The sequence below is a fragment of the Bacillus sp. DHT2 genome (assembly GCF_026241455.1).
Classification (GTDB): Bacteria; Bacillota; Bacilli; order Bacillales; family Bacillaceae_G; genus Bacillus_A; species Bacillus_A pseudomycoides.
Map to the genome: position 1 here is coordinate 67473 of NZ_JAPHWH010000014.1, position 25465 is coordinate 92937.

23 protein-coding genes and 1 pseudogene are annotated in these 25465 nt (G+C 34.5%); 11 read left to right on the forward strand and 13 right to left on the reverse strand.

What is annotated here, in order from left to right:
* Position 1 precedes the first annotated feature (1 nt).
* The 5 genes from ORL93_RS25175 (at position 2) to ORL93_RS25195 (ending at position 5793) form a co-directional block, all read left to right on the forward strand.
* Positions 2-358 (forward strand): DUF2304 domain-containing protein, encoded by a 357-nt coding sequence (locus tag ORL93_RS25175; protein ID WP_097793974.1) that lies wholly within the window; start codon positions 2-4, stop codon positions 356-358.
* A gap of 185 nt (positions 359-543) precedes the next feature.
* Positions 544-1815: a glycosyltransferase family 39 protein gene (locus ORL93_RS25180; RefSeq protein WP_097793973.1), complete on the forward strand. Its 1272-nt coding sequence runs from the start codon at positions 544-546 to the stop codon at positions 1813-1815.
* Positions 1816-1984: 169 nt separating this feature from the next.
* Positions 1985-3232: a glycosyltransferase family 39 protein gene (locus ORL93_RS25185; protein ID WP_033796606.1), complete on the forward strand. Its 1248-nt coding sequence runs from the start codon at positions 1985-1987 to the stop codon at positions 3230-3232.
* A 210-nt stretch (positions 3233-3442) separates the two neighbouring features.
* Positions 3443-4897 (forward strand): oligosaccharide flippase family protein, encoded by a 1455-nt coding sequence (locus ORL93_RS25190; protein ID WP_265959654.1) that lies wholly within the window; start codon positions 3443-3445, stop codon positions 4895-4897.
* 74 nt (positions 4898-4971) lie between these two features.
* Entirely contained in the window at positions 4972-5793 is an 822-nt protein-coding gene (locus tag ORL93_RS25195) for a glycosyltransferase family 2 protein (protein ID WP_097793971.1), read from the forward strand.
* A 55-nt stretch (positions 5794-5848) separates the two neighbouring features.
* Here ORL93_RS25195 and ORL93_RS25200 read toward each other — a convergent pair whose 3' ends face one another.
* Positions 5849-6784 (reverse strand): SDR family NAD(P)-dependent oxidoreductase, encoded by a 936-nt coding sequence (locus ORL93_RS25200; RefSeq protein ID WP_265959655.1) that lies wholly within the window; start codon positions 6782-6784, stop codon positions 5849-5851.
* Positions 6785-6838: 54 nt separating this feature from the next.
* On the reverse strand, positions 6839-7411 hold the full coding sequence (locus tag ORL93_RS25205; RefSeq protein WP_006096740.1) for a TetR/AcrR family transcriptional regulator: 573 nt from the start codon (positions 7409-7411) through the stop codon (positions 6839-6841).
* Between the two features lie 129 nt (positions 7412-7540).
* Between ORL93_RS25205 and ORL93_RS25210 the strand changes: the two genes are divergently transcribed.
* Positions 7541-9133, forward strand: a complete 1593-nt coding sequence (locus tag ORL93_RS25210; protein WP_003202496.1) for an ABC-F family ATP-binding cassette domain-containing protein — start codon at positions 7541-7543, stop codon at positions 9131-9133.
* Positions 9134-9187: 54 nt separating this feature from the next.
* Here ORL93_RS25210 and ORL93_RS25215 read toward each other — a convergent pair whose 3' ends face one another.
* The gene (locus ORL93_RS25215; RefSeq protein ID WP_018764851.1) at positions 9188-10063 is read right to left on the reverse strand and encodes a TetR/AcrR family transcriptional regulator; all 876 of its coding nucleotides are present in this window, start codon (positions 10061-10063) and stop codon (positions 9188-9190) included.
* A gap of 300 nt (positions 10064-10363) precedes the next feature.
* On the opposite strand from ORL93_RS25215, the gene ORL93_RS25220 reads away from it, so the two are divergent.
* The gene (locus tag ORL93_RS25220) at positions 10364-13474 is read left to right on the forward strand and encodes an efflux RND transporter permease subunit (protein ID WP_265959656.1); all 3111 of its coding nucleotides are present in this window, start codon (positions 10364-10366) and stop codon (positions 13472-13474) included.
* A 25-nt stretch (positions 13475-13499) separates the two neighbouring features.
* On the opposite strand, the gene msrB is transcribed toward ORL93_RS25220, so the two are convergent.
* The 6 genes from msrB to ORL93_RS25250 all read right to left on the reverse strand — a co-directional run bounded on the left by msrB (position 13500) and on the right by ORL93_RS25250 (position 19714).
* The gene (gene msrB, locus ORL93_RS25225; RefSeq protein ID WP_098160861.1) at positions 13500-14465 is read right to left on the reverse strand and encodes a peptide-methionine (R)-S-oxide reductase MsrB; all 966 of its coding nucleotides are present in this window, start codon (positions 14463-14465) and stop codon (positions 13500-13502) included.
* Positions 14466-14561: 96 nt separating this feature from the next.
* Positions 14562-15596: an AI-2E family transporter gene (locus tag ORL93_RS25230; protein WP_003202488.1), complete on the reverse strand. Its 1035-nt coding sequence runs from the start codon at positions 15594-15596 to the stop codon at positions 14562-14564.
* A 335-nt stretch (positions 15597-15931) separates the two neighbouring features.
* Positions 15932-16624: an antiholin-like protein LrgB gene (lrgB, locus tag ORL93_RS25235; protein WP_003202485.1), complete on the reverse strand. Its 693-nt coding sequence runs from the start codon at positions 16622-16624 to the stop codon at positions 15932-15934.
* Between the two features lie 35 nt (positions 16625-16659).
* On the reverse strand, positions 16660-17091 hold the full coding sequence (gene lrgA, locus ORL93_RS25240) for an antiholin-like murein hydrolase modulator LrgA (RefSeq protein ID WP_016112789.1): 432 nt from the start codon (positions 17089-17091) through the stop codon (positions 16660-16662).
* A gap of 132 nt (positions 17092-17223) precedes the next feature.
* Positions 17224-17964 carry a LytR/AlgR family response regulator transcription factor gene (locus tag ORL93_RS25245; protein ID WP_018764849.1) on the reverse strand — a complete coding sequence of 247 codons (741 nt, stop codon included), beginning with the start codon at positions 17962-17964 and terminating at the stop codon, positions 17224-17226.
* On the reverse strand, positions 17942-19714 hold the full coding sequence (locus tag ORL93_RS25250) for a sensor histidine kinase (RefSeq protein WP_265959657.1): 1773 nt from the start codon (positions 19712-19714) through the stop codon (positions 17942-17944). The genes ORL93_RS25245 and ORL93_RS25250 overlap by 23 nt, the downstream gene beginning before the upstream one ends.
* A gap of 80 nt (positions 19715-19794) precedes the next feature.
* Here ORL93_RS25250 and ORL93_RS25255 point away from each other — a divergent pair.
* Positions 19795-19944, forward strand: a pseudogene (locus tag ORL93_RS25255) (MFS transporter); the annotation flags it as partial.
* Between the two features lie 46 nt (positions 19945-19990).
* On the opposite strand, the gene ORL93_RS25260 reads toward ORL93_RS25255, so the two are convergent.
* Positions 19991-21061 carry a nitric oxide synthase oxygenase gene (locus ORL93_RS25260; protein ID WP_097793965.1) on the reverse strand — a complete coding sequence of 357 codons (1071 nt, stop codon included), beginning with the start codon at positions 21059-21061 and terminating at the stop codon, positions 19991-19993.
* Positions 21062-21105: 44 nt separating this feature from the next.
* Between ORL93_RS25260 and ORL93_RS25265 the strand changes: the two genes are divergently transcribed.
* Positions 21106-21345: a Fe-Mn family superoxide dismutase gene (locus ORL93_RS25265; protein ID WP_371399136.1), complete on the forward strand. Its 240-nt coding sequence runs from the start codon at positions 21106-21108 to the stop codon at positions 21343-21345.
* Between the two features lie 62 nt (positions 21346-21407).
* On the opposite strand, the gene ORL93_RS25270 is transcribed toward ORL93_RS25265, so the two are convergent.
* Together ORL93_RS25270 and ORL93_RS25275 are read right to left on the reverse strand one after the other, a co-directional pair.
* Positions 21408-22277 (reverse strand): NAD-dependent epimerase/dehydratase family protein, encoded by an 870-nt coding sequence (locus tag ORL93_RS25270; RefSeq protein ID WP_265959658.1) that lies wholly within the window; start codon positions 22275-22277, stop codon positions 21408-21410.
* A 132-nt stretch (positions 22278-22409) separates the two neighbouring features.
* A complete protein-coding gene (locus tag ORL93_RS25275) occupies positions 22410-23000 on the reverse strand; it encodes an AmiS/UreI family transporter (protein WP_097794013.1) in 591 nt (196 codons plus the stop codon).
* 478 nt (positions 23001-23478) lie between these two features.
* Here ORL93_RS25275 and ORL93_RS25280 point away from each other — a divergent pair, with 478 nt between their 5' ends.
* Complete coding sequence (locus ORL93_RS25280) at positions 23479-23892, forward strand: hypothetical protein (protein WP_097793963.1); 414 nt, start codon at positions 23479-23481, stop codon at positions 23890-23892.
* Between the two features lie 174 nt (positions 23893-24066).
* Here ORL93_RS25280 and trhA read toward each other — a convergent pair whose 3' ends face one another.
* The gene (gene trhA / locus ORL93_RS25285; protein ID WP_098160865.1) at positions 24067-24714 is read right to left on the reverse strand and encodes a PAQR family membrane homeostasis protein TrhA; all 648 of its coding nucleotides are present in this window, start codon (positions 24712-24714) and stop codon (positions 24067-24069) included.
* A gap of 154 nt (positions 24715-24868) precedes the next feature.
* Between trhA and ORL93_RS25290 the strand changes: the two genes are divergently transcribed.
* On the forward strand, positions 24869-25429 hold the full coding sequence (locus ORL93_RS25290; protein ID WP_003202465.1) for a DUF1836 domain-containing protein: 561 nt from the start codon (positions 24869-24871) through the stop codon (positions 25427-25429).
* Positions 25430-25465: the final 36 nt, after the last annotated feature.

Here is a 25465-nt window from a genome sequence, read left to right on the forward strand (position 1 = left end):
AATGCCAATAATCACCTTTTCATTTATCTTCATTATCTTACTGTTTTTAATTATTATTAACTCCATTCGTAAAGGAGCCCTAGAAACAAAATACTCAATTCTATGGATTTTCGTTTGTATATCCATGGCTATCTTAAGTTCTACTGATAGAATTATAAATTGGATTGGGAAACTACTGAAAGTAGAATATCCACCATCTATTTTATTCTTGTTCGGCTTGTTATTTTGCTTTATCTTAATTTTTGATTTGACTCGAAAATTATCTAAACAACATCACCAGCTTGTGACATTAACACAAGAATATGCATTATTAAAACAAAAGCTAGCAAAAGCAAAAGCAAAAGAGCAAGCAGAATAAAAACTAAATACAAATTTCAAATTGATTTTCTCCTCTTATTTTATAAGTGGAGAAATTCTTTCTTTACTGGCAACAGCTAACCGGTTCTTTATTCTTTTTAAAATCTATTTATTTGAAGTTAAATTCATTCTTTTAAATGCATATTTTATTACAAAATAACAACCAATTTAAAGTGAGGTGTCCCCATGCTATCCAATAAAGTATATAAAGCGATGAAAAGTCCACTTTTATATATTTTAATCATTGCATTTCTAATGCATATGTACTTTTTATTAAAACACCCTGGATCTGTTTTCAATGAACCTGAAGTGTTTGGAAAACCTGTTTCGACTTACGGTTCTCTTGACGCCTCTAAATATTCAAATATGGCTTGGCAATTATTACATGACGGAATATATGGTTATGCCGATACAAAATCGAATGCTTTCGTAACTCCCGGTCAACCGTTGTATTTAGCTGGATTATTCCAAATTTCTGAATGGCTGCACATTGATCATATTACTTTATCACGTATTTCGAATATGGTTTTGAATTTAGGGATAATTTCCATCATTTATGCTATCTCACAATTACTCTTTAAAAATATATTCATATCGTCATTAGCAAGTATGTTATACACAACATACTTTTCTGCTTATCATCTTTTTAGAACATTACTAACAGAAATACCATCTGTATTTTTCTTTATGTTATCTATACTTATTTTTCTGCTACTATTGCAGCAAAATAAATTTCGTCTACATGTTTTATTTGGGATTATTGCTTCTATCACATTAATGTTTCGACCTACACCCGGACCATTATTACTTCTCGCATGGGGCATGATGGTTTATAAGCATGGACTAAAAGAAGCTATTAAAATTGGGTTTATTTGGTGCATCGGTCCTGTTCTAATTATGGTTCCTTGGGTTATTCGAAACTTTATGGTGTTTGGAAAAGCCTATTTATTTTCTTCCCATGCAGGTGACCCTTTACTATCTGGTGCAAATCCGTTTTACTTATGGGATGAAAATAATATGACACAAGACATGATAAATGCAGGTTATCCTGACACATCAGAAGGTAAAGGTGATTATGCCAAACATTTAATTAAAGATGGCCTTACAAATCAATTCCCTATCTGGTTTTCATGGTTTACTATAGGAAAAACCATTTACTTGTTTAATGAAGCACACGCCTTAAATTTTTATACAAGTTATTTTAAACCTTGGATTATAAAATTCTTTGACTATCAACATCTCTTTGTTGTATTAACGGGATTAAGTTGCTTCCTTGCATATAGAAAAAACAAACAAATCTTGCTTTTATCTATTGTTGTATTCGTCTATATTGCGCTTTCAAATATGTTTTTAGTTATGTCTAGATACGGATTTTTTATTATTCCTTGTATCTGTATATTAAGTGCCTTTTTCACTATTCAATTTTTCTCATCTCTCTACAAAAAAGCAATACGATAGATTCTAAGATTGTACAAAAGCGCTCTTTCACCAAAAGAGCTCTTTTCATAAATATATCAAAAAGATAAAAGTGGTTATACTACATAAAATAAACTATACTATAAGCTTGATAATATTCAATTCCTAAATAACGGTAATATATTGCTACATAAAAAGAAAGGGGACTATTATGTTAGGGCTTTTAAAAAAATTACCTAAATCACTATATATCATTTTAACTTTATCTCTAATAATACATATTATTTGCCTAGTAAAACAACCCGGCGTAGATGCAGAACTAATCAAAAAAACGTATGGTGCCAATGATGCATATAACTATACATTATCAGCTCAGCAATTATTAGAACATGGCGTATTTGGATATGTATATATGGAACCGAGCGATCCACCTCAAAAAAATGCTTATGTAACACCTGGACAGCCTTTATTATTAACTGGGGCACTGATCATATCAAAAATAACATCTATACCATACTACTATGTTGGTACTGGTTTTAATACTATTTTTGATTTACTAACAATTCTCCTCTTATATTTAATTGGAAAAGAGTTGTTTGAACGGAAATCATATGGCCTTATCGCAAGCGGCCTATATGCTAGTTACTTTAGTATGTACCACTATTTCCGTACGTTACTGACTGAACCACCTTCTATGTTTTTATTATGTTTCTCAGTCTATTTATTTGTTCTAGCATGGAAGTATAACAAGGTGAAATTTCATGTTTGGTTTGGTATTGTAGTATCGATTTTACTAATGTTCCGACCAAATCCCGCACCTATGCTACTAATTCCAATGATTGTCGTTATCTATTCGTATGGAATAAAAGAATCAATAAAAATTGGCTTGCTTTGGTGTATTGGCCCTATCTTTATTATTGGAGCATGGGTATTCCGAAACTTCCTAGCTTTAAACCAATTTGTTTTATTCTCTACTCAAGGAGGAGATCCTCTCATAGCAGGAGCTGATCCATTTAATAAAACAGGCTATATCAATATCGTTAACGATATGAATGCCGCTGGATATACAGATAAATCAGAGTATGCAAAACATTTAATAAAGCAAGGCTTTTCTACTGACTTTACTTATTGGTTCTCCTGGTTTACTGTTGGTAAAACAATTGAATTATTTATACGACCATCTTGGGTAGGTAATTACTCCTTCTCTCTATTCGTAAAAAAATATCATCAACTGTTAATGGCTTTTACTGCTCTAAGTTCTTTCTGCTTTATGCTAAATTCCTTTAAGCACAAACGATTTATGATGTTAGTAAGCAGTGTGATCGTATACGTAGCATCTACAAATATATTCCTTGCTATAGACCGCTACGGATATTTCATAATACCACTGATATGTCTAATTGCCTCCTATGGTATTGTACGTATCATACAGGCACTTTCTAATTTGAAATATAGATAAAGCAAATGCCCCAATTTTATTTGGGGCATTATTTATATCTCTTCCGAATCAACCAATGGTTGCTTTACAAAGTTTATGTGAGGTAAACTTATACCCGTGGTTATTAACTACGGGTAGTAATTGATTCATTAAGGAATCTATTCCAATAACTAATATGATTCACATGAAAGGTACTTTATTTGACTTTCATTTGTATGGAAAGGTGAAATTATGCAAAAGTCACTTGTATCAAATATTTTCTATAAAATATTGCTCAATACCTTTAATATCATTCTTCCAATTTTAGTAGGCCCTTACGCATACCGAACACTCGGGGCCACTTCAATAGGAACTGTTAGCTCCGCTGAAACCATTTTTAATTATTTTTTCATTTTTGCTGTATTTGGTGTATATCAATATGGATTACGTGAAATTAGCTTAGTAAAAAATGATAAGAAAAAAGTTTCACAATTGTTCACAAGTCTATATGTAATTAACTTTACAACCAGTATCCTAGCTCTAGTAACATTCGTACTCTTTAGCTACCTTGGATACGGCGACAAGAATTTATTTCCTGTACTGCTCATTTTCGGATTCAATTTTATTTCAAATTTGTTTTACGTAGAATGGTTTAACGAGGCACATGAAAATTATGATTTCATTACGAAGAAAACAGTTATCGTCCGACTTACTTATGTCGTGCTTCTTTTCGCTCTAATTCACGGAGTGGATGACTATAAAAAATTCGCTGGCTTATTAGCCTTATCAACATTTTTAAACCATATCATTAGCTTTATATATGTGAAGCGTCAAGTCAAATTTGATTTTTCTAATTTAACAATTGTTCCACATTTAAAACCTTTAGTATTAGTCGTTATCTTTTCAAACGCCAATATGTTATATACACAATTAGATCGCCTCTTCTTATTAGAAAATAAAGGCGAAGCTACGGTCGCTTTCTATGTAATGCCCTTTCAAATTATGACCATTATTAATACACTTATGCTAAGTGTTGTCCAAGTTACAATTCCAAGGCTTTCTTATTTATCAGGAAACTCAACTGAAGGAGAATATGAATCATTACTAAACAAAATCTCAAAAGTATATTTCATTACGTTGTTCCCAGCTGCTATTGGTTTAATGCTTATCGCTCACGGAGCCGTTATTATTTATGGCGGAAAGCAATATGCCGGAGCTGGTGACACATTAATGGTTTTCGCATTTTATATGATTTCGGTAGGAATTGAATCTATTTTATCCAACCAAATTATTTATGTAAAAAAGAAAGAAAGTATTTTAGTTCGCTTTTTATTCATTTGTGGTTTTACAAACCTTATATTAAATTTTGCGCTTGTATTCTTCCATGTACTTACACCAACAACAGCAATTATTACAACAACGATTGCTAACTGTACATTGATTGTATTGGAATATATTTATATAAAAAAGAAATTAAAAGTAAATTACACATTATTCGATATGCAAAAGCTAAAATACCTGTTTTATTCACTAACATTTTTACCAATAGCATTCTTAGTGAATACGATAATTTCCGGACAAGTTCTACAAGTTATCGTCACAATGTTAGCATGTGGATTGGCTTATGCACTTATCCTATTCATAGCGAAAGATGAAATTCTCTTTATGCTGTTAGACAAAATAAAAGCAAGATTTAAAAGAGCTTAATGTAAAATGACGTAAGAAATACAAACTATTTTCTGTATATGAACAAATGAACCCTCTTGAAGGAGCTGTTACAATTGAAATTTTCTTTAATCATGGCCACTTGCGGCAGACGTGATGACATTCTTGATTTACTAAACTCATTAGAAAAACAAACTTATAAAAACTTTGAGCTCATTGTAGTTGACCAAAACGATACACCAATTTCTGATCTCTTTGCAGACTATAAAGAAAAATTTTCCATCAACTATATTTATACGCCTATTAAAGGATTATCCCGTGCCCGTAATGCAGGATTAAAAGTAGCTGATGGTGATATTATCGCATTTCCGGATGATGACTGTATTTATGAAACAAACGTGTTGGAAAGCATCCTAGAAACATTTAATAAAGATAAGGATATTCAATTTATATCAACAAATACTACAAATGTTGAAGGAACAGGCTCATTAGTGCATGCACCAGAAACAGATATTATTTTAAATGATAAATATGGATTCATGGGACCGTCTTTCACACTATTCTTTACGAAACAATTTGTGCAAGATGTTGGTACATTTGATGAAGACTTAGGTGTTGGATCAGGAACAATTTACGGAGCTGGTGAAGAAACTGACTTCGTACTACGCGGTATGAAAAATGGATATACAGGACTATTTAAAAAAGACCTATTCGTATACCATCCAGTAAAAGAAGAAGTCATTAATGAGCAATCATTAAAAAGAGCCATTTCCTATGCCGGTGGTTTCGGAAGAGTAATTCGTTTACATTATGGCTTCCCATACTTTTTACGTGCGGTTGCAGCCGCTACATTCCGTATGACGCAAAATATTTCGAATGATAAACGCAAATTCCATGCAAATCGTTTAAAAGGAATCGTTCGAGGTTATTTTAAATAGAAGAAAAAAGAAGAGCAATCGTTCAATATTAGAACAGTTCGCTCTTCTTTTTTATCTAATTTCTCCCCTCCAAAAACAAAATAGTCTCCTTTAGTCCCTCACGGTAAGATGTCTTTGGCACTTTACCAATACACCTCTCATACTTTTCTCCACTCAATACAACCGGTTCTTCTGTCAAATACAACATTTCTACAAACTCTTTCATTTGTTTATCAAATAAGCCAAGCATTCCAATCATGCGTTTTTTTACAGTCATTATAGGTTTTGTATATCCGGTTAATTCTCTTATATGCCCAATCATCTCTTCCCCTGTAATCACACCAGAACCCGGTATGTTCCAGTTTTGCCCATATGCACTATCACGTAATGCTAATTCAACAATCGCCTTAGCTCCATCCGGCGTAAAAATATATTCCCTAGCAAGCTTCTTATCCCCGACAAAGCTAGATATTTTATTTGCAAGAACACCTTGTAACGTATGATGAACAAGCGTACTTTCTGCATTTGGCCCATAAAAATCTGGAAAATGAGCAGTAAGTACCGGTACACCAGCCTGTTTTGCCATCAATTCAAGCTGTAAACGAATTTTCCCCTTCTTTGTATGTGGGTTCTTTACAGCCTCTTCCGTTACCTTCCCTCGTTCTTGTCTTCCATACGCATAAATATTATCTACCATCGCTAATTTAGCACCGTGATGTTTTGTCGTTTCTAATATATTTTTTAGTAACTCTGGCTGTTTTATCTCCCAATCTGTATACGGAATATTTACAGCATGAAAGATCACATCTACATCTTTAGCAGTCCCCATTATATCTGCTTGCTTAAATACATCTCCCGCTATTATTTGTATTCTTTCCTCATCGTAAAACAGCTTTTCTAGCTTCTCCTTATTTCTCGCAAAAGCAATTACATCAATCCCGCTCCCGCACAATTCCTTTGTAATTGCATATCCCATTGCTCCAGATGCTCCCAATACTAACGCCTTTTTCATCTTAATCCTCCTTTTAATTAACCACCGTTCAATTAATTGTAAAAAGAAAATCACTTACATAAGAAGTGATTTCGCAATAAAATTCACATGTGCTTTAGCTAAATCTTGTACATCTTCAAACGTTTGGACATTTCTACAATAATGCGATACAAACCCATGTAATGATAAAAAAACAGACCATATAGTCATTATGCTTACCTTTCCATTACATAAGGAAGATATAACATTAGCGAACTTATCATAACTAGCATTTGGCTCATCTGCTAGACATTCTTTTAATTCTTCATCTTTAATCAAAAACATAATTTCATAATGACTTTGATTTCGTAGACCAAATTCAATAAAACCTAATAACACTGCTTTTAATTGTTCTTCTCGCTGTAAATTTTGAGCAATCGTTTCATCTAGCCTTTGATCCAATAATTGAAAATCTTGTTCAACCATCGCATAAAAAAGCTCTGCTTTATTTTTAAAATGATAATAGATTGATCCATGACTATATCCTAATTCTGCTGCGATTTTACGCATTGAAGTATGCTGATACCCTTGTTTTATAAATAAATCCCTTGCTGCATTCATAATCATTTCTCTCGTTAATTCTTGTTTAACTGCTCTTCTTGGCGACATTTCTCATACCTCACAATTTAATTAACCACCGTTCAATTAAATTATATTCTTTTTCCAAAAAAAAGCAATCCTATTTTTGAAAAAATATACATTTTGAAAGGATAGCATTATATCCGAGAATTTAGTATCATGATTCAAGGTACTATTTTGAAATGGACGGAGGACATTATGAGCTTATTAACAGTTGAAAATTTAGGTCATACATTTGGTGATCGTACACTATTTAAAGACGTATCAATGCGCTTATTAGCAGGAGAACATGTTGGTTTAGTTGGTGCAAACGGCGTTGGTAAATCAACATTTATGAATATTATTACTGGACAACTTATCCATGATGAAGGACGCGTAGAATGGACACCTGGTACACATTACGGATATTTAGACCAACATACAATATTAACACCGGGCAGAACGATCCGTGACGTATTAACAGATGCGTTCTTACCTTTATTTGAGAAAGAAAAAGAACTCAATATCGTTACTGAGAAAATGGGAACAGCTACGCCGGAAGAATTAGAAGAACTTCTTGATCAAATGGCAGAGATTCAAGATGCACTTGAAGCAGGTGGTTTCTATTTATTAGATATTAAAATTGAAGAAGCTGCACGTGGTCTTGGAATTGATGCAATTGGATTAGACCGTGATGTTTCTGCATTAAGTGGTGGGCAGCGTACAAAAGTATTACTTGCAAAGCTATTACTTGAACAACCAGAAGTACTATTACTTGATGAGCCGACCAACTATTTAGATGTTGAACATATTCAATGGTTAACAAATTACCTAAAAGAATATCCACATGCGTTCCTTTTAATTTCCCATGATACGGAATTTATGAACAAATGTGTTGATGTTATTTTCCATCTAGAATTCTCAAAAATGACGCGTTACACAGCGACATATGAAAAATTCCTAGAGCTAGCTGAAATCAATAAAAATCAACATTTAAACGCTTATCAAAAGCAGCAAGAATTCATTAAAAAACAAGAAGATTTTATCGCAAAAAACAAAGCTCGTTATTCTACAACAGGTCGTGCAAAGAGTCGTCAGAAACAACTAGATCGCATGGAGCGTATTGATCGCCCAGAAACAGCAATTAAACCAGAATTCTCTTTCAAAGAATGTCGCGCAAGCAGTCGCTTTGTCTTTGAAGGTGAAGATGTAGAAATTGGATACACACATGCATTATTACCAAAATTAACGATGACAATTGAGCGTGGAGAAAAAATCGCGATTGTTGGATGTAATGGTGTTGGTAAATCAACATTATTAAAAACAATCCTAGGTAAAATTAAACCATTAAGCGGGAAAACAAGCCTTGGTGATTTCTTAGAACCTGCATACTTCGAACAAGAGGTAAAAGCTGAGAATTTAACGCCCATCGATGATGTATGGAATACATTCCCAAGTCTAGATCAGCACCAAGTTCGGGCAATGTTAGCACGATGTGGTTTGAAAAACGAGCATATTTCTCGTCCATTAAGCCAATTAAGCGGTGGAGAGCAAGCGAAAGTCCGTCTATGTAAATTAATGGGTGAAGAAAGCAACTGGATCCTGTTTGATGAGCCAACAAATCACCTTGATGTTACAGCTAAAGAAGAATTAAAAAAAGCTTTAAAAGCATATAAAGGAACAATCCTTCTTGTATGTCACGAACCAGATTTCTATGAGGATTGGATTACAAAAGTTTGGAACGTAGAAGAGTGGGCACAATCTAATAACTAATAAAAAAGGGGATCTATTATGATCCCCTTTTTATTATGGATGAACAAATCCATCCTATATAACTTTTATATGATAATACCCAGCTAATCTCAACCGAAAATCCTTCAAATCATCGTAAGCTTTTAAATTAGCCAGCATCCCTTGAATAACTGGAACTCTTGGATTTAGCAACCTCATTTCAGCTTCGAGAACATCTAAAGTAACTAACAACTCATCATTTTCTAATTGATCTGCTAATGTACGTTTGAACATAACAATTTCCTGTAAAAAATGCTCTTTTGCCTGCTCTTTAATAAGCTCTGAACTACAAAAGAATTGTCCCAGCTTTTCTTCATGTAAAACAGGCGTATCCTTAGATTGTACAAGACCTGCTACAAGATCATCCACCCTCTTTAAAATAAATGATGAAACATGAAATAAATCTATTTCAGCTACATTTAAAATAATTAACTCTAAATAACCCCTGCATATCCCTTCTACCATAATAACAAGATCTAAAAGATATGGAGTAACCTGTCCACCATAAATTGATAATAAACTATTTCGATAAAATGCATGTGACTCGAGCTTCATTCTCATCATAAATGCTTCTACTTCTTTATTAAAAGGAATTGCATTTTCTCTCGCGTGCATAATAATGAATTCCTTATGTTTTTGTACATCATTAAATTGACAATGTAGTTGTTTTTCAAACTTTTCACGTGGCAGCAATGATTCTCCATCAATAGCCATCATCTTTTTATGGATTTTGTCATAATAATATCGGAGTGTCGCTAATAACAATTCATCTTTCGATTTAAAATATAGATAAAATGCTCCTTTTGATATACCGCATGCTGTTACAATCTCTTGTACCGACGTTGCGTTCACACCTTTAGTTGCAAATAACTTCATTGCCATTTCTATAATTAAACGTTCTTTTTCTTTCATATTTTCTCTCCTAATTCAATCTCGCATCATACAATTTCACCTTAACTTTATCCCGCATTAACAGGCAGTCCCTCCACCTCTAGGTTCAGAGAAAAACGAGGAAGATAGATGGAGGATAACTGCCTGTAAAAGCCCAATTGGTAAGGACTAACTATCAATGAGGGATGAAGAACCCTCCCCACTGACGGAAGTTTCCCTTTATTATACCATTCCTTTTCATTGACGACTGACCAATCAGTCAGTTATATTATGTATTAGACTGACCGATTGGTCAATACACGTTAAAAAGGGAGCGCAAACATGAACAAAATCATTAACTTTTCTTTAAAAAATAAGTTCGCAGTTTGGCTACTAACCATTATTGTTACCATTGCAGGGATTTACTCCGGCCTTAATATGAAGCTAGAAACAATTCCTGACATTACAACGCCAGTTGTAACGGTAACAACGGTTTATCCTGGTGCTACACCAGCAGAAGTAGCTGATAAGGTATCGAAACCGATGGAAGAACAGCTGCAGAATTTAAATGGCGTGAACGTTGTAAGTTCTTCCTCTTATCAAAATGCTTCGTCTATTCAAGTAGAATATGACTTTGATAAGAATATGGAAAAAGCTGAAACTGAAATTAAAGAAGCACTTGCAAATGTAAAATTACCAGAAGGCGTGAAAGATCCAAAAGTTTCTCGAGTAAACTTTAATGCCTTTCCTGTTATTTCATTAAGCATAGCAAGTAAAGATGAATCTTTAGCTTCCTTAACTGAAAAGGTTGAAAAAAATATTGTTCCAGGGCTAAAAGAGCTCGATGGCGTTGCATCTGTTCAAATTGCTGGACAACAAGTAGATGAGGTGCAACTCGTCTTTAAAAAAGATAAGATGCAAGAATTGGGTTTAAGTGAAGATACTGTTAAAAATATCATTAAAGGTTCTGATGTATCTTTACCACTTGGTCTCTATACTTTTAAAGATACGGAGAAATCAGTTGTTGTAGATGGTAATATTACAACAATCAAAGCTTTAAAAGAAATGAAGATTCCTGCCGTCCCTTCAGCAGCAAGTGGTCAAGGCAAACCAGGAGCAGGAGCTCAAACGCCACAGATGAATCCGGCTGCAGCTAACGGAATTCCCACTGTTACATTAGAAGAAATTGCTGATATTAAAGAAGTAGGAACAGCCGAATCTATTTCCCGTACAAATGGAAAAGAAGCAATCGGTATCCAAATCGTAAAAGCTGCTAATGCAAATACAGTTGATGTCGTAAATGCGGCCAAAGACAAAGTGAAGGACTTTGAGAAAAAATATAAAGACTTAGAAATCATCTCAACATTTGACCAAGGTGCACCGATTGAGAAATCAGTTGATACTATGCTTAGCAAAGCAATATTTGGTGCCATCTTTGCTATTGTTATTATTATGTTGTTCTTACGAAACATTCGAACAACATTGATTTCTGTTGTCTCTATACCACTTTCTTTATTAATTGCTGTTTTAGTATTAAAACAGATGGATATTACACTTAATATGATGACGCTTGGAGCGATGACCGTTGCCATTGGGCGCGTTGTCGATGATTCGATCGTTGTTATTGAAAATATTTACCGACGCATGTCCTTATCAGACGAAAAATTAAAAGGTAGAGACTTAATTCGTGAAGCGACAAAAGAGATGTTTGTTCCGATTATGTCTTCAACAATTGTAACAATTGCAGTCTTTTTACCTCTTGGACTTGTAAAAGGTATGATTGGTGAAATGTTCTTACCGTTCGCTTTAACAATTGTCTTTGCCTTGTTAGCTTCATTACTTGTAGCAGTTACAATTGTACCAATGTTAGCACACTCTTTATTTAAAAAGGAAAGTACAAGAGAAAAACAAATACATCATGAAGAAAAACCAAGTAAATTAGCAAATGGCTATAAACGCCTGCTTGGATGGGCATTAAACCATAAAATCATTACATCTAGCCTTGCTGTTCTTTTATTAGTAGGTAGCCTTGCACTTGTACCAATTATCGGTGTAAGTTTCTTACCATCTGAAGAAGAGAAAATGATTATTGCAACGTATAACCCTGCACCAGGGCAAACTTTAGAAGATGTTGAAAAAATTACAACAAAAGCTGAAAAACACTTCCAAGATAAAAAAGATGTAAAAACAATTCAGTTCTCATTAGGTGGAGAAAACCCAATGAGTCCAGGTAAAACAAATCAAGCTATGTTCTTCGTTCAGTATGATAATGACACAAAGAACTTCGACAAAGAGAAAGAACAAGTTATTAAAGACTTACAAAAGATGACAGGAAAAGGTGAATGGAAAAGCCAAGACTTCGGAGCAAGTGGCGGTAGCAATGAAATCAAGCTGTACGTATACGGAGATAGCTCAGAAGACATCAAACCTGTTGTTAAAGATATTCAGGACATCATGAAAAAGAATAAAGATTTAAAAGATGTTGACTCTAGTATTGCAAAAACATACGCAGAATACACATTAGTCGCTGATCAAGAAAAATTAAGTAAGATGGGGCTAACCGCTGCCCAAATTGGAATGGGACTTTCTAACCAACATGATCGCCCTGTCCTTACTACAATCAAAAAAGACGGTAAAGATGTTAACGTATATGTAGAAGCAGAAAAACATGATTATCAAACAATTGATGATTTAACAAATCGTAAAATTACAACACCACTTGGCAACGAGGTTGCTGTTAAAGATGTTATGACTGTAAAAGAAGGTGAAACTTCCAATACAGTAACACATCGTGATGGTCGCGTTTATGCAGAAGTAAGTGCAAAATTAACATCTGATGATGTTTCTAAAGCATCTGCTGCTGTCCAGAAAGAAGTAGATAAAATGGATCTTCCTTCTGGTATAGATGTTTCTATGGGTGGTGTTACAAAAGATATTCAAGAATCATTTAAACAACTTGGCCTAGCAATGTTAGCTGCGATTGCCATTGTATACTTCGTTCTTGTCGTTACATTCGGCGGTGCACTTGCACCACTCGCAATCTTATTCTCGCTACCATTTACAATCATTGGTGCCCTTGTTGCCTTATTGATTTCTGGTGAAACGTTAAGCGTATCGGCAATGATTGGTGCCCTTATGTTAATCGGTATCGTTGTAACGAATGCAATTGTTCTCATCGACCGTGTTATTCATAAGGAGCGCGAGGGGCTATCAACACGCGAAGCATTGTTAGAAGCTGGCGCAACACGCTTACGCCCAATTCTAATGACTGCAATCGCAACAATTGGTGCCCTTATCCCGCTTGCACTAGGATTCGAAGGAAGTGGATTAATTTCTAAAGGTCTTGGAGTAACGGTAATTGGTGGGTTAACAAGTTCAACATTACTAACACTTCTTATCGTTCCAATTGTTTATGAGGTACTCAGTAAGTTTAAAAAGAAAACAGTAGAATAAAGAAGTAACCTCGCAATATGCGAGGTTATTTTTTATTTCCGAACAAGATTAAAAAATCTCCATAGCCTTCTTTCTCCAATTCCTCTTTCGGAATAAACCGAAGCGCCGCTGAATTAATGCAGTAACGAAGACCATTCGGACCTGGCCCATCTGGGAACACATGCCCAAGGTGAGAATCGCCTTCTTTACTTCTTACTTCCGTACGCGTCATATTGTGACTAACGTCCATTTTCTCTTTTATACTAGCGGACATCACTGGTTTTGTAAAACTCGGCCAACCGCATCCACTATCGAATTTATCTAAAGAAGTAAATAGTGGTTCACCGGAAACAATGTCTACGTAAATTCCTTCCTCTTTATGATTCCAATATTCGTTTTGGAACGGAGGCTCTGTACCATTTTCTTGTGTTACATAAAATTGCATATCTGTTAATCGCTCTTTTAAATGCGCATTATCTTTCGGCCAATGTTTTTTAATAAACGCATCGCGTCCTGATCCTTGGCGATATAATTCATAGCGAAATGCATTTTTCTTATGATATCCTTGATGATACTCTTCAGCTGGATAAAATGTAGTAGCAGGGAGTATTTTTGTAGCAATTGGTTCCGAAAACCAACCGCTCTCAGCAAGTGCCAATTTTGAAGCTTCTGCTTGTTCAAGTTGTTCTTCACTATGATAAAAAATTACAGTTTCATAAGATTGTCCACGATCATGAAATTGACCTCCAATATCTGTTGGATCAATTTGCCTCCAATAAATGTCTAATAATTTTTCATATGGCATTTTATTTGCATCGAATGTAATTTGTACCGCTTCATAATGCCCTGTTGTTTCAGAACAAACTTCTTTATAAGTCGGGTTCTCTTTATACCCACCCGTATAACCTGAAATAACCTGTATAATACCTTCCATCTCTTCAAATGGTGAAACCATACACCAGAAACACCCTCCTGCAAACGTTGCAATTTCTACCTTTTCATTTATAGCCATTTATTTCACCCCAATTATTTAATTCTTCTTACAGTATGGCATAAGAAGTTAGAAGTTATAAAAGAAAAAGCACCGGCGTCCGATGCTTTTTTTACTCTATTTTTTAGCAGAATCTTTTTCTATCTCATCGCTCGTCACATCTAACACATCTAATAGGAACACAAAAATTGGTATACCAATAATAAGCCCCCACACACCTAAAAAGTGTTCAGAGAAAGTTAATACCATAAATGTATAAAAAATCGGTAAATTCGTTTTTTGTGACATGAATTTTGGATTTAACACATAACTTTCAAGTGCATGAATAACAGCAACAATTATTAAAATATAAACTACATACGTAATGCTACCAATATTATAAGCAATCATACAAAGCGGAACGAGCGAAATGATTACACCAGCTACTGGAATTAAGCCGAGTAAAAAGATCATTAACGCTAAACCAAGCAATTGTGGAAATCCTAAAATCCATAGCGCAATAACAGATAAAACGCAATTAACAATAGCAATTAAAAACTGCGCTTCAATTACTTTTCCGAAAGAACGTGCGAATTTCTTTCCGAAATATTCAATTTCATTATAAAAAACGGCAAGTCTGCTCTCTTTAAATTTCGCGGTAAAAGCGACAATACGTGCCTTCTCAAGTAAGAAGAATAAACTTAAAATAAGAGAAAGGAAAAATTGCAGCCCAAATTTCCCAACATTGGCGATGGATTTATAAAGAATGTCCACACCTTGCCCAATATATTTGGAAAGCTCCATATGGTTAATGGCATTAATTGCTGCCTTTATAATTTCATTATCTGGTGGATTTTTAAAGAATACATTAAACTGGTAGATTAATTGTGAGATTTGCACCGTTAGTACTGGCAGATACTTAACTAACGTAACAGTGATTCCACCAACTAACATCACATATAATAACGATATAATAATTTTTCGATTAATCGGCATAAAATGATCGAGTTTTCGAGAAATAAACTTTTGGAATCGATCCATTAAATACGTAAGAATGAACGTAATTAAAATTAAATTAAACATACTTTGTAGCCCATATAATATAAGAGCCAACAAGAGCAGTACAAGTAATCTTTGGAATCCTTTGCTTTGAAACAGGCTTTTCATTTGCATAATCGACGAGTGATCTCTCCTGTCCTATAAAGTGAGACTTTAATAAGTGGGATTTTCTTTATCTCCCCCACAAATCGAGTGCTTATGGACTCTCCTACCTATCTTCTTTGCTTTCGCTAGATTTAAGAACAAGATACATTAGCTACTTTCTATTTTACAATACAATAGTCCTTTTCAGAACGTATTATCCAAAGTATTAATGAAGATTTAAGGAAAATCTCATTTATTTTTATATAAAATAGGTCTTACCACTACTGTAACACAAAAAGCAAGCTATCAGTAGAAATCTGTCCTACGAATAGCTTGCTTTTATATTTTTCACAAAACATATTCTGTTAGCCGATAAATGGCATAAACATCGGAATAACAACTACCGTTACAACCCCAACGACCGTTACTGCAATACTTGCCATTGCTGCTTCTACTTCGCCCATTTCAATCCCAACCGCAACGCCAAGTGCATGTCCCGCAGTTCCTAGCGCTAATCCTTTCGCAATTGGATTTTTCACTTTAAATGTTTTTAAGAATAAAGCACCAAGTGCGTATACAATAACTGCGTTAAAGATAACTGCAAAAGATGTAATTGCTGGAATACCACCGATACTTTCAGATATTGGTAGTGCAATTGCTGTTGTTGCTGCCTGTGGTAGCATAGAGTTCATTACAGATGTATCTAAACCAATTGCTTTTGCGACAATGAACACGACAATCACCGAACAAACAGATCCAACAACGATAGCGGATAAAATTTGCCACCAATATTTTTTTAGCTTATCAACTTGTTTGTATAACGGAATTGCAAAGGCAATTGTTGCTGGCTCTAAGAAGAAACTAATCATTTTACCGCCAGTATTATATTCTTCAAATGTAAAATTTCCAACCTTTAAAAAGACAATACCAAGTACCATTGCTACAAACAGTGGTGTAAATAAGAAGAATCCTTTTGAATGTTTAAATAAGAATGTTCCGATCCCGTATGCGATTAATGAAACGACGATTCCGAAGTATGGAGTCATTGTGCTTGCCATGTTCATTACCTCCTAACCATATATGGTCTGATATATTACGCAACTTTTCCGTGTTTGCGTCCTTTATTTACAACATCTAATTGTTTTGTATCAGTTGTTTCTTTTTCATCTTTACCTAGAATAAATTGTGCAAATAAACCTGTTACTGCTAGTAAAATAATTGTTGCGACAACAATTACAGTTATGATTTGTACAAAGTATTGCCCCATTACCCCAAGAGAGTTAATAACGGAAATACCAGATGGTACGAAAAGAAATCCAATAATACCTGTTAACGCCGTTCCAAGTGATTCAACCTGCTCCAACTTAATAACCTTTAAACATAATAGACTAAACAAAATGACTAATCCGATTACTGATGAAGGCATTGGAATTGGTAAGTGCGTTGCAATAATATGAGAAACCAACATGATAGCTGAAAAAACAAATGCTTGTGATAAGAAACTGTATACTTTTTTTGTACTCACTTTGGCCACCTCTTTCGATTTGGTACCTTCATTGTATATGATGTAAACGATTAAGTAAGCGTTTACATATCGGGACGTCAAATATACGGAATCAGTTACAAAAATAACGGGATGAAATGCAAAAGCTGCTTCTTAAATACGAAGCAGCTTTTTAAGTTCCTTTGCATATGTACGACTTACAGGTACCTTAGATCCCTCTTTCATAATTAAATTATAAGTAGAGTTAAACCAGGGCTGTATTTCCGAAATATGGTTGATATTCGCAAGAAAACTACGGTGAACGCGCATAAAGCTCGTTTGCGGCAGCTTCTTTTCTAAAATAACAAGCGTATCATGGGTTACGTATGTTTCCCGAATCGTCTTTACAGTTACTTTCCCGTCCACAAGTCCCACATAAACAATATCTTCAATATTCACGAGCACAATGGATTCTTCTATTGGCAATGCAAGCTTATGCATCTCCGCAGCTACATCTTTAGCTCTTACATCTTGGTTTTTCTCTGTTTCAGTTTGCTTTCGTTTCTTATATTTTTTCAGTGTCTGTGCAATTCGCTCTTCATCAAACGGCTTTAAAATATAATCTAATGCATCCACCTCAAATGCTTGCAGCGCATATTGATCGTAAGCTGTTGCAAAAACAATGGACGGTGGGTTCTTCATTTTCTTTAATATATTCGCAATCTCAAATCCATTATCATCTGAAAGCTGAATATCTAAAAAGACAAGATCCGGCTTATTCCCCATTAGCTTTTCTAATGCATCTTCCACGCAATCAGCTTCTTCAATTACATCCACTTCTTTCGTACGCTGCAATAAATATTTCAATTCATCCCGTGCTAACATCTCATCGTCAACTACTAATACCTTTAACACCGCTTTCTTCCTCCCCTATGTTTTGAATCGGAATTGTAAATAAAATTTCTGTCCCTTTTTCTAATTCACTCTCGATATGAAGTGTTGTATCTTTCCCAAACAGTCCTATTAACCGTTGATTAATATTATATAGCGCCGTTCCTGTTCCTTTTTCCGATGGAACGACTCCCCCTCCTAATTGCTCTAAGCGCCCTTGTTCAATTCCCTGACCATTATCTTTCACTTTAAAATGAACCATATCTCCCTGCGCGTGTGCATAAATTTCTACCTGACAAATTGGTTGTTTTTTCGGAAAGGCATGACGAAGTGCATTTTCCACTAACAATTGCAGTACAAATGGTGGGAGTAAAATTATCTGTAATCCTTCTTCTATATATGTTTTCACCTCATATTTATTTGGGAACCTTGCTTGTTCTAATGATAAATATGCATGTACATGATTCAGTTCTTGCTCTAATGGAATAAGTAACTGGCGTGCTCCCTGTAGATTACACCGAAAATAAACACTAAGTTGCAATAAGAGCTTTCTTGCCTTTTCTACATCTGTACGGCATAAAGCTGATACTGTATTAATCGCATTGAATAAAAAATGCGGATTAATTTGTGCTTGTAATGCTTTTATCTCTGCATCTTGAAGTAGTTTACTTTGTAATTCTGCCTCTCCTAACTCAAGCTGTGTTGAGAAAATCTTCGCTAACCCTTCTGCCAATTCTTCTTCCACACGGCTTAATTGGTTCGGATTTTTAAAATAAAGCTTTAATGTTCCAATTGTATTGCCATGCGAAGTTAACGGAATAACGATTGCTGCCTGCAAAGGACATTCTTCATGTTGACAGTTAATAATCTCTCGTGATTTCGCTTTCATTATTTTCCCTGTTTTTAATACTTCTTTTGATAATCCTGTAATTAAACTATGAGAAGGGATATGGTGATCAGATGCTAATCCAACGTGCGCCAATATTTTTTCTGTATCTGTTAAAGATACCGCATCTGTCCCTGTAAAACGATGGATAATTTGTGCCACATGTTTACAAGATTCCTCCGTTAAGCCTTGGCGAAAATAAGACAATGTCTTATCAGCAATCCGAAGTACTTTATGAGTTTGTAAAGCCTTGGCATTTTCTTCTTGGCGTAAAATAGCTTGTACCATAGACAATAAAATAAAACTCCCGAAACTATTCACAAGAATCATCGGTATTGCGATTTTTTTTACAACGTCAAATCCATCTTCTACAATAGATAAGATCATAATCATTTCCAAAGATACAATAAAAACACTTAAAACAGCTGAGAATTTAGGTGTAATCACACGGTTATGCTTTTCAAAAACACGGCCAATATAACCGGTAATAATTCCTGCTAAAATAGATGAAATCGCACAACTAAGGGCTGTTGTTCCCCCAAGCATATAACGATGAATGCCAGCAATAAATCCAACGCCAATCCCGACAATCGGTCCACCTAGTAAACCACTAATTCCAACTCCCATAATACGTGTATTGGCAATCGTACTCGATGAAGAGACACCTTGCAGCCAATTTTCATTCATAATGGTATTCCCTGCAATTTCAATTCCTGTGTAATTGCTTATAATTGTAAATAACGAAAAAATACAAATAAGCATGAGCTTATCTTTATATCCATCTTGTTTATGAAGAAGGCGCCTAAATGTTTTAATATGCGAAAGTAAAAAACCTAATATAACAATTAATCCAACTCGTTCAATCATCATAAGCACTAAATCTAGCATCTGTGATTCATCCTTTATTTGTTTAATTAGTTTTATTATCGAAAAATAGTGAAGGTATCGTCAAGAAGAATGATATGTATCTCGCAGGATTTGGCCCTGTTATTATCGGTTTACTTGCTACAGGTAGTAATTTATTCGGAGCTCTATCACTTATTTTCATTATCTATCCAATTGGATTAATTACAATGCTAGTGTGTGTACCGGAAACGAAAGGAAAAGTACTGGATTAAACTTAATCAAAAAGCATTGAAATTCTACATTTCAATGCTTTTGTTTTTATTTATGAAAGAAATTTGGAGTCAGAATATCATTCGGATAAGGTTTATGATAGATGTGGGTAGTAGCTGGCGATAATGGTGGAATGAGCCATACCCAATTTCCCGTCACGACACGGCCACAAGCCGCCTCTTGCTTTTCAAATTGTCCAAACTGCTGTGCTGCTGTATGATGATCTACAATACTTACTCCTTGCTTTTTGAAAGAATGCAAAACAGCTACATTTAATTCAACTAACGCCTTATCTTTCCATAATGTACTGTTTCTCGAAGTATCCAAATTCATTATTTCTGCAACAGCTGGAAGTAAATTATAACGATCATGATCTGCCAAATTACGAGCCCCAATTTCTGTTTCCATATACCAACCATTAAAAGGAGCAGCTGTATAAGAAATGCCACCAATCTCTAGACGCATATCTGAAATCATTGGTACCCCATACCATTTTGCACCTAAGGATACAAATGGATATTCTGGGTGCTCAATCTCAACCTCTTTTACCTCTTCTTTCGGAATTTCCCTATATACAGGTTCTCGTCCATCAACAGAAAATACGAGTGGCAATACATCAAAATTCGTACCTTCTCCATTCCAGCCAAGTTTCTGACAAAACGCTGTAAATGGAATCGAATGAGAATCACCTATCACTTCCATTTCTGTTTCAAATCCCGCATAACGAATCAACTGATGGTTATAAATTCGAATGTTATTTTGTTCACCGTTATACTGCTTAAAAATTGTAATTGTCGGTTTAATTTTTCCGTTATTCGTTGCATATCGAATATGATGAATAAGTGCATTATATACTCCTTCCTCATCATTCACTTCACGAGCATCTAATATATGCATTTTATTCCAAAATAATCTTCCAATACATCGGTTACTATTTCTCCAGGCCATACGTGCACCATGAACAAGTTCCTCAAAGGTGTGTTCATATGTTCCTGTCCGCTCTATTTCCGACACAATTTGGCTGAGACGCTCTTCTATTTGCTGCTCTCTAGCAAGCTCTTGATAACAAATTGTAATAAACTTCCTTGCTTCATCTATTAATTCTTTCATTTTATCCATAAACAATCTCCTTCTACTTTAACAAGACACTATTACTTTACAGTATAAGCAAAAAAGAGTGTAGTAACAAACCAAATCAAGATACACCCTTGCAAGAAGGAAAAATCCCATTGCTCGTAATTGATGTATGGGGACATGCTTATTATTTGCAGTATCAAAACCACCGTCCAGAATTTATTACAAATTGGTGGCATACTGTTAACTGGGATCAAGTAAATGAAAATTACATGCAATTAAATCACAAAAACACTAGTCATGCGTATAAGGTAAATTTGATAATGTAAACTAGTATCGTCGAAATCCTCCAAAATCCCCGGATTACCACCCGGGGATTTATGAATAATCATTATATTACTTCAATATAGTATTTCAATATATTGTTTACATCCGTCTCTAAATTTCTAAACTGAAATCCTAATTCTTTTGCTTTCGTATTATTTATCGTACAATTTTCCATCCCATTATACGGGGCCACGTTCTCACCTTTTGCTTCAATATAAGCTTTTATGCCTGTATTTTTTTCTACAAAACGAATAACTTCTCGCATAGAAATCACACCATTACTACATGCATTAATTGGACCATCTATATTCATCGTACTAAGATATGCTAGAAAACCACCTGCTTCTTTTTCATGGATAAAAGACATTTTGCCTTCTATATCTTCTACTACAAAAGGCTTTCTCTTCACGATATTTTCAACATAAAACTGCAATCGTTTTGTATAATCATTTTCACCAATAACAACTGGAAAGCGCACTGCAATTACAGGAAATGTTGCATGTTTAAACAAAACGGCCTCTGCTAATCTTTTTCCTTCACTATAAGAAAAATCTTGCCTATCTCCATAAACAATCGGATACTGATACGGATTGAAATCATCTTCTTTTAAAGATAGTGCCGACTCATATACAGCCATTGAGGATGTAACAATATATTTCTTCACCTTACTATGAAGTACTTTGTATATAATCTTCGCTGCATTCGGACTATAGCATAGGTTATCATACACAACGTCATAACTTGCACCCGCTAACATTTCCTTTAGCATCCCTTCATCTTCTCGATCTACAACGACTCTTTTAACAGCACTACCAAACGAGTCTGTCTTAAGTCCCCGCGTTGCAATTGTTACATCGTGCCCAGCTTGCAGGAGGCTTTCAACTAATCGTTTTCCGAAAAATCTTGTTCCGCCTAACACTAATATTTTCGTCATATGTATCATTCCCTTAGTTACTTTAATGTTCTATGGTGACTGAATAAGTATTTGTAACTTCATTATACTTGAATTTATTTCCACATAAAAAAGAGAATCCAGTCAGATTCTCTTTCCCTCATCTTACTACTATTAAAGTACTCGATATTTTAAAATGCAATAACAGAAATATAAAATAGAAACTACCGATACATAAATCCATGCCTGATAAACTACTGGTGTTCCCCATATCCCCATAAAATAAAGAAGCGATGGCAACGTGAGCGTTACCCATGATTGTACAAATGCGATCCTACCAAGGTATTGGTTTATATTCTTTTTTTGTACATTTAACACAAAGAATAAATACCAAAGAAGCGCCCACATAAACCAAGTCAGTGCATTAACAATATCTTGGAATTGAACGAATGACACAACCATATAAAATAGTGCAACAAGAGCCACCCAGAGGCAAAACCATCCTAGCCCATTGCCACTCACTCCCGTAATAAAGGTGATACCCACATACAAATACGTTAAACCAAATAAAAAAGTGGCTGCATATGAATATACAGTCCAATTACTTTGATCAGAAATCATAATAAGGTAAAACGGAATGACAATTTGCAGCACCCCTACAAATAAATTAAAAACACCTGCGCTTTTTTCCTCTGCTTTTCCTAATATGACAAGACTGTTTAAAAACAAAGCTGCGCCTGAAAGCAATAACCCAACGTAACCCATATATGTTCGTGTGAAAATCATATTTTTTCACACCTTAACCTCCTCGTAACATAAAATTATACTAGTGATATTGTCCTACCCATTTCAAATTGCATACACAAGAAACAATTATTATTTCATGCGTACTAGCACTTTTTATTCAAAATAAGTCAGACTTCCTACCTCAAAACAAAAAGAAATCCAAAGAATGCAATCACTGTACCATATCATTAAAGCGTTTTCAAAATAGTATATTTCTTTCCAACAGTAGATAAAGTCAATCTCATATAACACAATCTGAAAACGATAACATCATCATAACAGCATTATATCTAAAAATAAACGCCGAAAATTCTGGAATAAAATTCAAAATCTATATTATTCCCTACCCATTTCTTTTAGAAACAAGTAGAAGCAAGCATTTGCCATATACCAAACTATCACTTCTATCATAAAATATCGTAAATTAAAATTTATGTTTTATGAAAGGTGAGATTATATGCCTAAACAAGTCGTTCACTCAACAGGTGTATTAACACGTGAACCACAAACAGCTTCTGTCGTAGCAAACATTGTAAACTTAGATAGAAATTATGCACGTTATATTAATGTAGAGATATGGGATTGGTCCAACCATTCTAATCCTATACAACTACCAATCCTAGTTGGAGAAAAGGAAGAAGCAAATTTCCCCTACTATCTTGATAGTGAAAAATTAGTAGTTCTGTATGCGAACTTAGATGACAAAATTAGTCTTTATGAAATTCGTATCACTCACTTCGATCATTCCAATATTATTACAAATTGCTTCGGACGTAGCTCATCTTCATCTACAGGACAAGAAGGTGATAAAGTATATCATAAACAACTTGTTCGAGTTCATCAAGGATATATTCCTAATCAAATCCTTTAATGAACATGCACGTAATTGAGCAAAATTAGAATCGCCCTATCTTAGGTTGATTCTAATTTTGCCGTCCCCCTCACTCTTCCTATCTATAATATAGTGAGATTAAATTTTCACTTTAAATTATTCCCATTAAAAAGGCCACATACCTCGTGATATGTAACCCTTACATAGAACTTATTAAATCACATAACAATATACACATACAAAGTGGGCCAGACTACCTAACAACACAAAAATATGGAAAACTTCATGATGCCCCATATATTTAAATTCTAGCCATTTTGGTTTTGCTCCGTAAATAAATCCACCAATCGTATAAAAAACACCACCAAGTACTAAAAACAAAATACCCTCTATGCTGAGATTTTCTGATAGCGGTGCAAAGAATAAAACAATTAACCATCCCATCATAAGGTAGATTGCTGTTGATAACCATCTCGGACAGTTAAACCAAAACATTTTAAAAACAATACCACATATAGCTGTAGCATAAACTAGCACAAATAATAGTAAACCATTTGCAGCCTGTAATGTAATTAAGCAAAAAGGTGCATATGTACCTGCAATTAAAATGAAAATCATAGAATGATCCAGTTTTCTAAAGAAATAAATAACACGTTCGCTTGCTACAACACTGTGATACACGGCCGAAGCTGCATAAAGAATCATCATCCCTACTCCAAATAGAATAACCGCTGAAATTGTAGAAATAGATGGCATTTTCACAGAAACTTTCACAAGCATAGCTAGCAAAGCAATAAATGATAAAATGGCGCCTCCTAGATGGGTAAACGCATTAACTGGTTCTCTCACATAAACATTCACATTAACAACCCCTTATATAATTACATGTAGTTTTTATAACTACATGTAATTATATACACAATTCATATAGAGGTCAACATTTACAATTCATTTGTTTCGTAATACCATATTTAAAGATAAAGTGTACATTATTCCTACAAAGGTGAGGGTTTATATGGAAAACATAAAGAACTTACTCGAAACATTACATTTAGAAAAAAACATTAGGCTTGAAGATATCCCTAATGTGGATTTATATGTAGATCAAGTTGTTCAACTATTTGAAAATAACTACGGTGATACAACAAGAACAGAAGATGAAAAAGTACTTACAAAAACGATGATCAATAACTATGCAAAGGGAAAATTATTCATCCCCATAAAAAATAAAAAATACTCAAAAGAGCATATGATTTTAATTAGTTTAATTTATCAATTAAAGGGTGCCCTCTCGATTAATGATATTAAAAGTTCTTTAGCGACTCTCAATGAAAGACTCATAAACGAGGATACTTTCGAACTGGACACCCTCTACAAAGATTATCTTGAACTTACAGAAACAAATGTTGAGAACTTTAAAAGGGATGTAGATAATCGGGTGGCTGAGGTAAAAGCTGCCGCTTCATTTGAGGATAAGGAATTAGAAAAACTCTTATTGCTAACTTCATTTGTAACAATGAGCAATATGTATAGACGTTTAGCAGAAAAATTAGTTGACGATTTGAAAGAATCTTAACCATGAATAAAGCCACCTACTTCTGAAGTGCACCCC

Coding starts and splice junctions, on each gene's coding strand:
- ORL93_RS25215 (WP_018764851.1), bottom strand. CDS start 10,063: ATGAAAGAAAAAGAACGTTTAATTATAGAAATGGCAATGAAGTTATTT.
- ORL93_RS25175 (WP_097793974.1), top strand. CDS start 2: ATGCCAATAATCACCTTTTCATTTATCTTCATTATCTTACTGTTTTTA.
- msrB (WP_098160861.1), bottom strand. CDS start 14,465: ATGGCTATAAATGAAAAGGTAGAAATTGCAACGTTTGCAGGAGGGTGT.
- ORL93_RS25210 (WP_003202496.1), top strand. CDS start 7,541: ATGATTCAAGGTACTATTTTGAAATGGACGGAGGACATTATGAGCTTA.
- ORL93_RS25200 (WP_265959655.1), bottom strand. CDS start 6,784: ATGAAAAAGGCGTTAGTATTGGGAGCATCTGGAGCAATGGGATATGCA.
- ORL93_RS25190 (WP_265959654.1), top strand. CDS start 3,443: ATGCAAAAGTCACTTGTATCAAATATTTTCTATAAAATATTGCTCAAT.
- ORL93_RS25180 (WP_097793973.1), top strand. CDS start 544: ATGCTATCCAATAAAGTATATAAAGCGATGAAAAGTCCACTTTTATAT.
- ORL93_RS25260 (WP_097793965.1), bottom strand. CDS start 21,061: ATGGATAAAATGAAAGAATTAATAGATGAAGCAAGGAAGTTTATTACA.
- ORL93_RS25185 (WP_033796606.1), top strand. CDS start 1,985: ATGTTAGGGCTTTTAAAAAAATTACCTAAATCACTATATATCATTTTA.
- ORL93_RS25280 (WP_097793963.1), top strand. CDS start 23,479: ATGCCTAAACAAGTCGTTCACTCAACAGGTGTATTAACACGTGAACCA.
- ORL93_RS25230 (WP_003202488.1), bottom strand. CDS start 15,596: ATGCAAATGAAAAGCCTGTTTCAAAGCAAAGGATTCCAAAGATTACTT.
- ORL93_RS25270 (WP_265959658.1), bottom strand. CDS start 22,277: ATGACGAAAATATTAGTGTTAGGCGGAACAAGATTTTTCGGAAAACGA.
- ORL93_RS25275 (WP_097794013.1), bottom strand. CDS start 23,000: ATGGGTTACGTTGGGTTATTGCTTTCAGGCGCAGCTTTGTTTTTAAAC.
- ORL93_RS25250 (WP_265959657.1), bottom strand. CDS start 19,714: ATGCTAGATTTAGTGCTTATGATGATTGAACGAGTTGGATTAATTGTT.
- lrgB (WP_003202485.1), bottom strand. CDS start 16,624: ATGGCAAGCACAATGACTCCATACTTCGGAATCGTCGTTTCATTAATC.
- ORL93_RS25220 (WP_265959656.1), top strand. CDS start 10,364: ATGAACAAAATCATTAACTTTTCTTTAAAAAATAAGTTCGCAGTTTGG.
- ORL93_RS25205 (WP_006096740.1), bottom strand. CDS start 7,411: ATGTCGCCAAGAAGAGCAGTTAAACAAGAATTAACGAGAGAAATGATT.
- ORL93_RS25290 (WP_003202465.1), top strand. CDS start 24,869: ATGGAAAACATAAAGAACTTACTCGAAACATTACATTTAGAAAAAAAC.